Annotated in this window: 10 protein-coding genes; 9 read left to right on the forward strand and 1 reads right to left on the reverse strand. The window is 49.2% G+C overall.

Annotated features, from left to right (window positions below):
* Nucleotides 1-12 precede the first annotated feature (12 nt).
* Nucleotides 13-897 (reverse strand): alpha/beta hydrolase, encoded by an 885-nt coding sequence (locus B153_RS0116410; RefSeq protein ID WP_020597820.1) that lies wholly within the window; start codon nt 895-897, stop codon nt 13-15.
* A 129-nt stretch (nt 898-1026) separates the two neighbouring features.
* Here B153_RS0116410 and B153_RS0116415 point away from each other — a divergent pair, with 129 nt between their 5' ends.
* The 9 genes from B153_RS0116415 (at nt 1027) to B153_RS0116455 (ending at nt 12682) form a co-directional block, all read left to right on the forward strand.
* Nucleotides 1027-1758 (forward strand): NUDIX hydrolase, encoded by a 732-nt coding sequence (locus B153_RS0116415; protein WP_020597821.1) that lies wholly within the window; start codon nt 1027-1029, stop codon nt 1756-1758.
* 183 nt (nt 1759-1941) lie between these two features.
* A complete protein-coding gene (locus B153_RS0116420) occupies nt 1942-2589 on the forward strand; it encodes a VOC family protein (RefSeq protein ID WP_026262217.1) in 648 nt (215 codons plus the stop codon).
* Between the two features lie 229 nt (nt 2590-2818).
* Nucleotides 2819-3217, forward strand: a complete 399-nt coding sequence (locus tag B153_RS0116425) for a T9SS type A sorting domain-containing protein (protein WP_020597823.1) — start codon at nt 2819-2821, stop codon at nt 3215-3217.
* A gap of 159 nt (nt 3218-3376) precedes the next feature.
* Nucleotides 3377-4543 carry a helix-turn-helix domain-containing protein gene (locus tag B153_RS36710; RefSeq protein WP_020597824.1) on the forward strand — a complete coding sequence of 389 codons (1167 nt, stop codon included), beginning with the start codon at nt 3377-3379 and terminating at the stop codon, nt 4541-4543.
* A 278-nt stretch (nt 4544-4821) separates the two neighbouring features.
* Nucleotides 4822-6687, forward strand: coding sequence for a TM1802 family CRISPR-associated protein (locus B153_RS0116435; RefSeq protein WP_020597825.1), 1866 nt, complete (start codon nt 4822-4824; stop codon nt 6685-6687).
* A gap of 3 nt (nt 6688-6690) precedes the next feature.
* Entirely contained in the window at nt 6691-7662 is a 972-nt protein-coding gene (gene cas7b / locus B153_RS0116440) for a type I-B CRISPR-associated protein Cas7/Csh2 (protein ID WP_020597826.1), read from the forward strand.
* A complete protein-coding gene (cas5, locus tag B153_RS0116445; RefSeq protein ID WP_020597827.1) occupies nt 7659-8372 on the forward strand; it encodes a CRISPR-associated protein Cas5 in 714 nt (237 codons plus the stop codon). Before cas7b ends, cas5 begins: the two co-directional genes overlap by 4 nt.
* Nucleotides 8373-8389: 17 nt before the next feature.
* Nucleotides 8390-9127 carry a CRISPR-associated endonuclease Cas6 gene (locus tag B153_RS0116450; protein WP_020597828.1) on the forward strand — a complete coding sequence of 246 codons (738 nt, stop codon included), beginning with the start codon at nt 8390-8392 and terminating at the stop codon, nt 9125-9127.
* Between the two features lie 351 nt (nt 9128-9478).
* The gene (locus tag B153_RS0116455) at nt 9479-12682 is read left to right on the forward strand and encodes a SusC/RagA family TonB-linked outer membrane protein (RefSeq protein WP_020597829.1); all 3204 of its coding nucleotides are present in this window, start codon (nt 9479-9481) and stop codon (nt 12680-12682) included.
* Nucleotides 12683-12695: the final 13 nt, after the last annotated feature.

A 12695-nucleotide genomic window follows, 5' to 3' on the forward strand; every position in this document is an offset into this window, starting at 1 on the left:
TATTCCGCGAATTTATTGGGCGATCGAGCCATTGGCTTTTAGTACTTTCTGGAAAAACAGCAGATGATACGGCAGTGAGTTTTGCCAGTACTCCCAGGTATGTCCACCCGGATGTTCGGTGTAATCGTGCTCGACTTTGCTGTAAACCAGTCGGCGGTGCAGTTCGCGGTTGGGCTCGATCAGGAAATCGTCGACACCACAGTCAATGATAATTTTCTGCCCGTTGGCTTTCATTTTGTCCGTCATGTAGACGACCGAGTTAGCTGTATACGTATCAGTTGTTGAACCCAGAGGGCCCAGAATCCGGTTAAATTCGGGTTCGATCCGTTTTTCAAACGTAGGATCGATGCGCCAGGTTTTGTAATTCAGGTCGACGGCACCGCTCATACTGCCAGCCGCACAGTATAGTTCAGGGTGCCGTGTAGCCAGATAGAGCGCCCCGTGGCCGCCCATACTTAAGCCTGTAATAACCCGCCCTTTGCTATCGCGAATGGTGCGATACGTATTGTCAATTTTGCTGATAACTTCTTTGGTCAGGTAGGTTTCGAACAGATTGTCTTTCTGCGTTGGGCTGTCCAGATAGCCACTCAGCCGATCCCCCTCGGGCATCACAATGATGAGGTTATACTGATCGGCCAGTTTATGAACCAGCATTTTGTCGGGCGTTTGCTTGAGCCAGTCACTAAACTGACCTCCTCCACCGTGCAACAAGTATAAAACCGGATAAGCACCCTTGTTTTTTGCATAGGATTCGGGGAGAACGACCGCTGCCCGCATACTTCGGTTCATGCTGGTACTGGGTACATCCAGCGTATCGACTTTGGCGCTGAAGCCTGATAGGGGATACGTAAATCCAGTTAGGCAAATAAGGAAACGAAGGATGTGCATGGCAATCATTGGATAGAACCCGTTGGTTCGATTTGAACAGGCTTTGAAGTAGACTCGCAAATAATGCTACCTTTATGTCAAAAGTACGCAAAGATGTATTACGTCATAATGCCAAATGTGTTTTTGTTGTAAAATTTTATGATTGATTATAACCATCCGGCGTTTCAGTATTATCAGAATGTATCTGAACAATGCATCCACTACCTATCGATTGATGGGGTGATTTTCGGCTTTCATCAAAATCAGCTTAAGGTATTGCTGTTGCGCTGGAAAGGTACGGACGAGTGGAGCCTTCCAGGAGGTTTCATTCTGAAAACTGAGTCGGTCGATCTGGCGGCCCAGCGGATAATAAAAGAGCGTACGGGTTTACAAACGCTTTATTTACAGCAATTTCATGTGTTTGGTGAAACGGTCCGCTATAATCAGGAGGAAACCTGGGCGAAAATAAATCTGCCTATTCAGGGTATTAACTGGTCGGAACGAACGATTTCGATCGGCTATTATGCCCTGGTCGAATATGCCGAAGTTGTTCCGGCAACTGACTTTTTGACCGAAGAATGTCGGTGGTGGAGCCTGGATGCCATTCCTGCTTTGCTTTTCGACCATAACCATATCATAGAGGTTGCTTTGCAGTCGTTGCGGAAGAACGTGGGCGACCAACCCATCAGTCATTTATTACCTGATACGTTTACCATCCCTGAATTGCAACGGTTGTATGAGACGATTTTGGGCCATTCATTGGATGCCCGAAATTTTTACAAGAAAATTATGGCGCAGAACAATCTGGAACGGCTTGCCGAGCGACGAGCTGGAACCCCACATAAAGCTCCCTACTTATATCGGTTTAAGGTCGCTTTTTCGGAAAGGTAAGCGTATTGCTCCAGGGCGTCTAATACCTATAATTTGCCTGTTCAATGGGCTGTTTTATCAATTCATCCGACACCTATGTAGCTACTACAATACTTTAGCTCATTTTTGTGATCTCGGTTTGCCTTGTACAAAGGTGTTTTAAACCGGGTCGTAATTTTGTAGCGTATATACATAGCGTTAGCGATGATAATAACTCGACTCGAACTGGAAACGAACCAATTAGGCACTGTAAAACCGTTTTATGAGCAACGTTTGGGCTTGCCTATAATGAGTCAATCACAGGATGAGGTTGTCTTTCAGGCAGGCTGGACAGCGCTGGTGTTTCGGCAGAGCGATGTTACAACGGCTCCTTATCATTTTGCTTTCAATGTTCCCCAGTATACGCTTGAGCAGTATCAGCTCTGGTTTGATCTGCCCTATATCAGTACCTGGTCGGCCGATTGTCGAATCGCTAATTTTCCCGATTGGAAAGCACGGGCCAGCTATTTTTTCGACCCTGGCGGCAACGTGGTTGAGTTTATCGAACGACGAGATGCCGCTTGCGAAGAGTCGGCCAGTGGGTATTTTCAAGGTATAAGTGAGATAGGGTTGGTACAGGATGATGTAAAGGCTACTACAGACTGGCTACAGCAGGCATATGGTCTGAGTCAATTCCCCAAAAGCAAGCCAATGCCCGATTTCACCGCCGTTGGTGACGATTATGGGCTGTTAATTGTGGCTAAAACAGGCCGACCGTGGTTATTTACCGATTGTAAGGCGATGCCTGCTCGCTGGCGTATGGAATTCATCGATCCGAAAGGAAATCATGTCCTGATCGATCCGTTCGTATAAATTGGCAATCGTTTCGAGGTAAATATCTGATTTTTAGTAGTTTGTTTTGTTGGCAGGCTAGCTGCTGGCTTCGCCTTTAACGCAGCGACTAGTTACATACCGTTTTTCCCTATCCGCTTATGGATGAAAACAACCTTTCGTCTGAATAGACGACTGTTCAGTTTTGGGGTCCTGTCTTTCGACTAAAAAACGGTCCTCAAACAGTCTGTTTACAACACAACATACTCCTATGAACACGTTACTCAAGACCCTTCTTCTGACTTTTCTTGTCTGCTTTACTGCGTTGGCCGAACCCGGAAAAAGAGCGGGTAAAAAAGATCACCCTACCAAACTGGCCCGCTATGAGGTCGGAACCTACATTACGGTCATGCAGAAGCTTCGTGTCAACATCGACAAACAGTTGGGGGGCGAAGTATCCGTCAGACTGATTGATGCCAAAGGAAACCTGTATTACGAACATACCCTGACATCGGTCGACACAATCGCCCGGTTGAGCCTGGATCTGAGCGATCTGAACGAAGGAGAATACCAATTGAAAATCTCGAATGGGCTGGAAATGGAAATCCGGGATATTAAAATCAGCGCAAAAGAGCCTGTCGTCCAGTCCCGCAAACTAACGGTTTTATAAAATTATCGCTTTAGGCGAGGTCAGGAATTTACCAGTCTGACTACGGGACAATTGGCTATTGGCTGGTTGTCTCGCCGTGGCTGTAGTTGCCTGAAATCTTCATTACCTGACCGTATTCCTTGATATAGTTCGCTGTCGGTCAATTTGTTACAACTTCTAATGAAAGAACCTAATCTTGATCATTGGACAACCGCGTTTGCTGTTATTGCTTTTCTGGGCTTGTTTGTGGCTCCTCTACTGTTGAGCCAGGCGGGGCAGCGTAAGAGCCAGGTACGGTATATTGTGGGTATCGTTGTCCTGTTTTCGATCATGCTGATTTACTACGTTCTGTTCTGGAGCGAGTACATCCGCCTTTTTCCCTATCTGATCGGTACCATCGATCTATTCTTTTTTTTGTTTGGGCCCTTATTCTACTTATACCTCAAAGACCTGGTTAATGAGCCAATAGCGGGTCCGAAGCGGGTGCTTCACTTTTTGCCATTCTTTATCGGTTTAGCTGCCGACCTAATTGTGCTGATAGCTCGTACACAGTACCCGGAGTTGTGGAGCCGCCCCGCCCGAATACCCATCTGGGGAGTTTATTTTAAGGTGTTGCCCTGGGTATACTTGATTCAGTTGGCGCTGTACGCTATTGCCATTTTACGACTGCAGCAATCGTTCGGCAGCCTGCAAAAAGTAGGCCGCTGGGCATTGTGGGTGAGTTTATGCTATCTGGGGTTTGTACTGGCCAACTGGTCCTATTTTCTGCTGGTCAGACTGCCATTTTTCAACCGGGCCTGGGATTACGGTATTTCGTTCAGTATGTCGGGGTTTATTGCCCTGGTTGCGGTGCTGGCGTATGTACAACCGCATATTTTTCAGACCAACGAATTCCCGGGATTTGAATCAGAGCCCAAAGAAGAGCCCGATGCCCGGTATCGTCACTCGGGCTTGCCATCGCACCTGGCTCGTCATTTTGCGAATCAGCTTCAACTACTGATGCATACCGAAAAACTGTATCAGCATAATGAGCTACGTCTGGATACGCTGGCCGAACGCTTATCGATTAGCCGTCATCATTTATCGCAGGTTATCAACGAACAACTGGGCATGAGTTTTTTTGAGTATGTCAATTCGTTGCGGGTCGAAGAAGCAAAAACCTTACTGGCCCAGGTATCGCGACGCGAGTTGAATGTAATTGAAGTAGCTTATCAGGTTGGATTTAATAACAAAGTATCCTTCAACAAAGCCTTCAAACGGGCAACGGGTCGGACACCCAGCGAATTTCGCCAGTCCATGCAGGCGAAACCAAAATGTGACCCGCACGACCAGCTAGAGGACGCTTAAATGTGGTAATGTTTATCAGAATTACCGTTTGCTGTGTCGCAATTAAGTTGATTTAACAAGGTTTCTATTGAACGCAGATGGTTAGCAACTGCCTGAAAATCATTTTTTATCAAGCCTAAAATACCCCCAACCCCCTAAAGGGGGCTTATTTCCCTGTTAAACAAAGCCCCCTTTAGGGGGTTGGGGGTATTTTCAGGTGGTTATGATTCGTATGGTTTACTCAGATCTTAATTAATCATACAAATCATAATAATCTGCGTGCTATCACGCACAATTGTATGATTAAATCATTGTACATAGCTGGAAAACTTCTTTCAGAGCTGGACGATTATAAGGACTATTTCCGACCCTGGGCCAATCCATTTCCAACCTGGCAGGGGGTAGCGCAGGTAGTTGTTGCCGATATCAACGAGGGGCAGTTAATGCCCGAACTAGTCATTGAAGCGTTCAATCCTGACGGGGTTGATCGGTATTTGTTTCGGGAAGCCAAAGCCAATGCCACAAATCTGGTTCCGACCTTCTACTTACATACGCAGCCAACTACGGAGAAGCAATTGGAAAGCATCCGGACAATGGTGAAAAAAATCCGGCAGTCGGTAAAAAACTACCAGCACGATTTTATTCGTGACGATCAGATTGAGGCTATTGAACAGATGCTCCGAAAGCTTCCGATCGATACGACGGTTAAATATCTATTTACGATCCGGCTCAACGGGCGCTACTTTGGCGAGGATGAAAAATACCGGGCTCTTTTTCTGAACGACCGGATGCCGTATGCCACCTACTGGCGGAAGTCACGGGCTACCAATAAAGTGTGTGCTGTCAGTTACGAACAGGTTTCGGAAGTGTGGGGACGGGTGAATACACTGGGGTTTACGGTCGAAAAACCTGCTTTTTCCCGAAATGGATTCGATGGAGAAGATTCGTATAAGATGTTTCCGGTATCGCCCGATGCGGTGAAACGGCTGGAAGGGGCCAAGCGGCTGATACTCGAACGGCTGGCCCGGCCCTTTTTCGGGATGAAATACCTGATTATGCCGCGCTTTTTCGATTCTGTTCCCGATGAACAGGCAAGGCAGTTTCTGGCCAGCTTCCTGCGGTCGGCGGGTGTTGGCACAACGACCAGCGTCCAATCGATCTACAGCTTTATTAACCAGACAGAACAGACCGATGATCAGTCTGTCAACACGGCTGCCGACTTTGAGCCTGTGTATTACGACATTTTCTTTTACGAGGAAAATCAGGCCCAGTTTGCTATCAAATTGCAGGTGTCGAATATCCTGCCCGCTCGCTTCAGACAAATCAGTGCCGCCCGAAAGGCCGTGGAGCGGTGTTATCAGGGTTTAACAGACCCAGTAAGTCTGGTACAGGGAAAACCTGAACCGTTTCGGGTTTCGCTGGCTTCGCTAAAAGACTACTTCGCCGAATTGGTTAAGGTAAAGGGAAAAGATAAATGGCGATTCCACTCGTTCTTTTTTCATGTCGTCGACGCTGTTTTTTATAACCAACCACTCGATCGTGAACAGCTTCTGCGGGCGTTTATGGGGGTGATTCGGGCAGCTTTTAAGGCCAATGATCCCAGCGCCTACCTGGTTAGCCGACACATCCGGCATTCGTTCGTATTCCTTCAATTTTTCTATCAACTGAATCTTTTTTCTTTTTCCAACATGAAACCTGTTGCTCCTCAGCCCGTTGGGCTGGTTCCCGAAACGTTCGAACGTCAACACCCTGATCTGCTGGCCCATCCTCTCCGACGGGCGGCTTTTTACCTGGGCTGTGAGGTCGAGCTATTGCTGGCCAAGCAAAAAAGCTTTTATCGGAACCAGCCGTTTCGCCAGTATCTGAATGGACTGAACCTGGATGTTGATCAACTCCGCAAAATTCACCTGAAACTGACGGCTAAAATTGGGGAATATATGGATACCGGGATCAACGATAAGCGACATTTTTACCCGTCTGAACTAGCCCGGATTGCCGAACTCGACGTGCAAATTGGTCCGGCACTTCTGCTGGCCGACAATAGCCTGTCGAAGGCCGACATTTCGTATTCGTTTGCGGTAGGGATGGCTATGCAAAAGGCGTTTACCATGGAACAGGTCCGTATCAGTCGATCAAGAAAAACAGTAGCTGGCCCAACCGCTTAACGCATGCGTACCATTCAAAACCGTAGTGAGATCCTGTTTTTATACGATACCAAACGCTGCAATCCGAATGGCGACCCACTGGATGCGAATCGCCCACGTATCGATGAAGAGTCGGGTTGCTGTCTGGTAACCGATGTTCGGCTGAAACGTACCATCCGTGATTACCTGCTCGATCATGGATTTGATGGAGAGCCGGGTAGCAAAGGTGATATTTTTGTTCGGTCGGTGGGCGGCAGAGCCGTAACAGGAACTGAACGGGCAAAGGCGTATAACAGCCGGGAAGAGTATCTGCAAAAGTTTATCGATGTCCGGCTGTTTGGGGGGGTGTCGGCGCCCAAAGCTAGTCCGAAGGTGGGGAAGCAGGTCAGAGAAGTGTTGCTGGCTGAAGCGGCCCTTGATCCGGAAGCCGTGGAACCTGACGAGCCGATTGATGCACACAAGCTGTTTCATTTTACCGGCCCGGTTCAATTTGGCATGGGGCGTTCGCTGAATCGGGTTCAGGAAACATTTATCAAAGGAACCGGAGCGTTTGCCACCAAAGAAGAATCGATTCAGAAAACCTTTCGCGAAGAATACATCATTACCTATGGCCTGATTGCGTTTCATGGCGTGATTAACGAACAGGCTGCCCGATACGTCGGAACCACGCAGGACGACATTACCCACCTGATTGAAGCCATCTGGTACGGTACCCAAAGTTTGCTGACCCGCTCCAAAAAAGGACATATGCCCCGGCTGCTGGTCAAGATTGATTATACAGCCGGATTTTTTATTGGTGACCTGATCGAACGGCTCCGGTTGATTCCCAAAGCGGGTAAGCGGGAGGATGCTTATGCGGATATTGAGGATTTCACGGTCGATACTTCCCGGTTGGTGGCGGCTCTGGCAAAATACGCAGACCGAATCGAACGGATTTCGGTGTTGCAGGACGACCGTATTCAACTTTCGCAGCCCATTCCAGGTGATACGCTATGAATCGGCAACTATTGATTTTTGACATTTGGGGAGACTACGCGCATTTCAAAAAAATTTATGCAACTACATCCGCTATTTCCTACGCCATTCCACCCAAAACCTCTTTGTATGGCTACATGGGGGCGATCCTGGGCTTGCCCAAAGCGGATAATGCATACCTGAATACGTTTGCCAATAAGCAATGTCTGCTCGGGCTTTCGGTGCTCAATCCAATCGTGATGAAACGGTTAGGGGCCAACTTGCGATCAACCCTCAAACGCGTCGACGATAGTCCCAAACCTTCGCTGGTCGAATATGTGTATAAGCCACGCTATCGGTTGTTTGTCTGGCATCAGGACGAAGCCGTTCGGCAGGCGCTAAAAAAAGCGATCAAAGCGCACTCCTGTGTTTACTCGCCTTCGCTGGGACTGGCGGGGTTGCCGTCCAATTTCGAATGGGTGGGTGAGGCTGTGACAAAAGCACAGCGGTCGTCAGAAGCGCTTCCTGTCCATTCGGTTATTCCCCGGAAATATCTGCTGAGTTTAGAGGAAACCGCTTTGCTGGAAGGCCAGAACGAGCTGATCGAACAGAGTTTGTTTGCCATCGAGATGAATACCGATCGGGAAGTTACCGAACGTGACGACATCCTGCTGGATCGGAAAGGACGGGCCATTCGGGCGCGGGTTACCGAATACTATCTGGTTAAGGAGGCTAATGTTGTCCTTTTTTAACATTACTGGTGTTGCCTATGCCTACACAGACATTCATTCCGCAAACGACCATCACCTTTCCGGAGATAACACTCAACACCCGCGATGCCCATAAACTGCGCGGATATTTTGGGGAGCTATTCCGGGACTTTTCGCCTTTGTTGCATAATCACCTTCAGGGCAATGACGAATCAGTAGATTCCGTTCGATTTCGATACGCGTATCCATTGGTGCAGTATAAGGTGTTGCGGCAGGTACCGACGCTGGTAGGGTTTGGTGAAGGGGCCGAACTGCTCACCCAACTGTTTCTCCAGGTTTCGGGGTTAACGATTGATGGAAAATACGTTCCGGTGCATACCAAACAGATTCGCTGTGAACAGGTGCCTATTGGCATGGCCGATGAGTTGATCGCGTATCGGTTTGTAACGGTATGGATGGCACTCAACCAGGCGAACTATAATGACTATCGACGGTACTCAGAGACGGAGCAGTCTTCACAGCTTAAACGGGTTTTTACCAGTCAGATGTTGGCTACGTTTCGGGCATTTGGGCTGTGGCTGGTTCCCCACGACCGATTGATGGTGCATTTGTCGCTGGAAGAGCGGGCTACCCAGTTTAAAAATCAGCGTATGGTGGCCTTTTCCGGTCGATTTCTGGTAAATAGTATTCTGCCCGACGGACTGGGCTTAGGCAAAGGGGTTTCCCGTGGCTTCGGAAGCATAGAACGCTGTATAACCAGTGACCAACGAAGACCGATGAGGGGTAGTATGGGTTGAGTCTGGAGCGCGCATTTGACACTACCAAAATGCAGAATCCATCAAAAGCAGGATTGAAGCATATCCATTTAATCTCTTAAAAAGAGTGACTTTTGAGACTATCCCCATTGAAGAAGGGTTGAAAATGGACAGTAGACGGAGGGGTCTTTCCGAAGTGGCAATCGCTATTTCGGAAAGACCCCTCTCTGCTTTTTAGCTCGGCGGCCATTCACTCACAAAAGCGATAACCTTTATCGGGATTACCCTCGACCACCTCCTTGCACGCGTCCTTTGAAAGGATTGTAGGGCTGGTATCCGCTTCGGACGACCGCTAATTTTTTGATTTTCTATGTTTCAATCTTTACTCAAAACATGAAGTTCACGTTCATCACAAGCTGGTTGCTGGTTCTGTTCGTTTGTTGTACAGTATCAGCGCAGGATGTAAACGTCAGCGGCCGTGTTACGTCATCCGATGATGGCCAAACACTGCCTGGCGTAAGCATTCAGGTAAAAGGCACGACCAAAGGCACCACAACGGACGCCAATGGTCAGTATCAGATCAGTGCTCCGGCCAACGGGCGACTGATTTTTAGTTTCATTGGCTATGCCAGTCAGGAAGTGGCTGTTGGCAATCAATCGACCATTAATATCGCTTTAGTCACTGGCGCGCAAAGTCTGGACGAAATCGTTGTAACGGCTCAGGGGATCGAACGCGACAAGCGTTCGCTGGGGTACGCTACACAGGAAGTCAGCGGCAACATTCTGGCGCAGCGTTCAGAACCCAACTTACTAAATGCTTTACAGGGTAAGCTGGCGGGGGTCAATATTACGGCAGCCAGTGGCGCACCCGGAGCCTCGACAAACATCAACATCCGGGGTATTACCTCCTTTACGGGAAGTAATCAGCCACTCATCGTAGTTGATGGCATTATCTTCAGCAACGACGTCAACCTGACCCAGAACACGCTGTTTGGTACCCAACCCGCCAACCGACTGGCCGATATTAATCCCGAAAGCATTGAGTCGGTCAACGTGCTGAAAGGCCCGGCGGCTGCGGTTCTGTACGGGTCGCGCGCGTCGGCCGGGGCTATTGTCATTACGACCAAATCGGGCCGGAACCAGAACAACAAAACCGAGGTGACGGTCAATTCGTCGTTCAACGTTCAGAATGTGTATGGTCTGCCCCGTTTCCAGAACGAGTATGGCCAGGGTGCCAACAATCTGTTTGTATCGAACTCGACCAACTCCTGGGGTCTGCCTTTTGCGGGTGGGCCTACGTCGGTGACCAATACGCAGGGGAATACCGTGCCGTATCAGGCGTATCCCAACAACGTAAAGGACTTTTATCGGCAGGGGAGTATCCTGCAAAACTCGGTCAACATTGCCTCGGGCGACGCCACCCGGAATTACATCATCGCTATTGGCAATACCCTGCAGAATGGGATTATCCAGAACTCGAAGTTCAACCGAACCAATGTGCAGCTAGGCGGAGAGTCGAAACTGCAAAATGGGTTGCGTATCAGCGGAACCGGAACCTACGTACAAACCGTATCGACGGGGATTCCGGGTGGGAATGGAGCCAGCGCCTTCGGGCAGATAACCCGCATACCGCGCAGTTACGATCTGGCAAACGAACCGTATCAGGATGCTAACGGCCGAAGCATTTACTACTCCACTACCAACAATAACCCACAATGGAGTGTGAATAACGAGAAGCTCGACAGTCAGGTGGATCGTTTCTTCGGTAATTTTCAAATTAGCTACGACATCACAAGCTGGCTGAACGTAGCCTACCGCGTTACGGGCGATACCTATACCGACCGACGTAAACTGACGCTGCCCATCGGTGCCGGACGTTCACCGGCCGGAGAAATCCAGCAGGACAATTTCTTCCGCAACGAACTTAATGGCGACCTGTTGATTTCGGCCCGCAAAGACAATCTGTTTGTGGATGGGCTGAATGCGAATCTGTTGCTGGGGAATAACGTCAACCAGCGCAAAACGCAGGAAGTTCTGGTCGATGCGTCGTCCTTAACCATTCCGGGATTCTACAATGTGGGCAACGGTACCGTATTTACGGCAGGGACTGGCACGGGGGAGTTCAGTACGGCCCGTAGGTTGGTAGGGTATTATGGGCAGTTGTCGCTGAACTATAACAATTACCTTTTTCTCGAACTATCGGGCCGGGCCGATAAATCATCGACACTCCCCCAGGCCAATAATACCTATTTCTACCCGTCGGCAGCGCTCAGTTTTGTACCAACGGATGCCTTCAAGCTCAACTCGGATATCTTGTCTTATGCGAAGGTTCGTGCCAGCATTGCTCGCGTAGGCCGGGATGCAGACCCATATCTGCTTACATCCGTATATACAGGGGCTGCCTATGGAAACAATACCGCCAACATTACCTTCCCGCTTCAGGTCAGCAATGGGAGCATTCCGGGTTTTGTGGTGAGCGGTCGTATCGGAAACAATAACCTGACTCCCGAATTTGTGACCTCGTATGAAGTGGGCCTGAATCTGGGATTATTTAAGAATCGGTTTAGCATCGATGCTTCCTACTTCGATACCCGGAGTACGAATCAGATTTTCAACGTAGCCATTGCGAACACAACGGGCTTCGATACCCGAACTACCAACGTCGGAGAGCTACGGAATCAGGGCGTTGAGGTTGTTCTGAATGCTACGCCAGTGCGGGTCAGTGGTTTCAAATGGGATCTTTCGCTCAACTATACCTTAATCCGCAACAAAGTCATCTCGATTGCACCGGGCGTAAAATCGTCGTCGGTAGGTAGTTCGGCTACCAATCTGGTTGGATCGGGTGCCAATGCGTTTACGGGTATTAACCCTTCGATCTATGAAGGCTATCCGTATGGTGTCGTGGTCGGTACAGCCAATGCCCGTGTGCAGAATACGGATCCGAATGGCTTGTATTATGACCCAACCGGACAATACGTAGGGCAATATGTGATCAACGGAACCTCGGGCCAGTTTGCGCCCGGCATCGCCAATTCGGTCATTTCTAACCCACAGCCGAACTACATCGCTGGTCTGACCAATACGTTCTCATACAAAGGAATTTCCCTGTCGGTGCTGATTGATACACGTCAGGGCGGGCAGCTTTATTCGTTCCCGATGGTCGATCTCCGGGGCAATGGCTCGTTGTACTTAACCGGGCAGGACCGGGATCAGCCCCGCATTTTGCCCGGTGTGATTCAGAATGCTGACGGTACCTTTCGACCCAACAACATACAGTTAAGTCCGCAAGCATATTGGGGTGGCACAGGTTTTACCGGATTGGGTGGGTTAGCGTCAGAAGCCGCTGTGTTCGATGCCACCGTTTACCGCCTGCGCGAAGTCGCTCTAAATTATACCCTGCCAAAGAGCCTGTTGGGTAAGACGCCTTTTGGCTCCATCTCGGTGGGTGTCAGTGGCCGGAACCTGTATTTCTATGCGCCCAACTTCCCGGCCGATCCCGAAATCAACACGCAGGGAGCCGGTAACATCCAGGGGCTTGACCTGAACGGCCCGCCAAATACCCGCAATTTCGGGGGCAATATCCGACTCACGTTCTAATTACTGTATTCAA

The sequence above is a fragment of the Spirosoma panaciterrae DSM 21099 genome (genome assembly GCF_000374025.1).
In the GTDB taxonomy this organism is placed as follows: Bacteria; Bacteroidota; Bacteroidia; order Cytophagales; family Spirosomataceae; genus Spirosoma; species Spirosoma panaciterrae.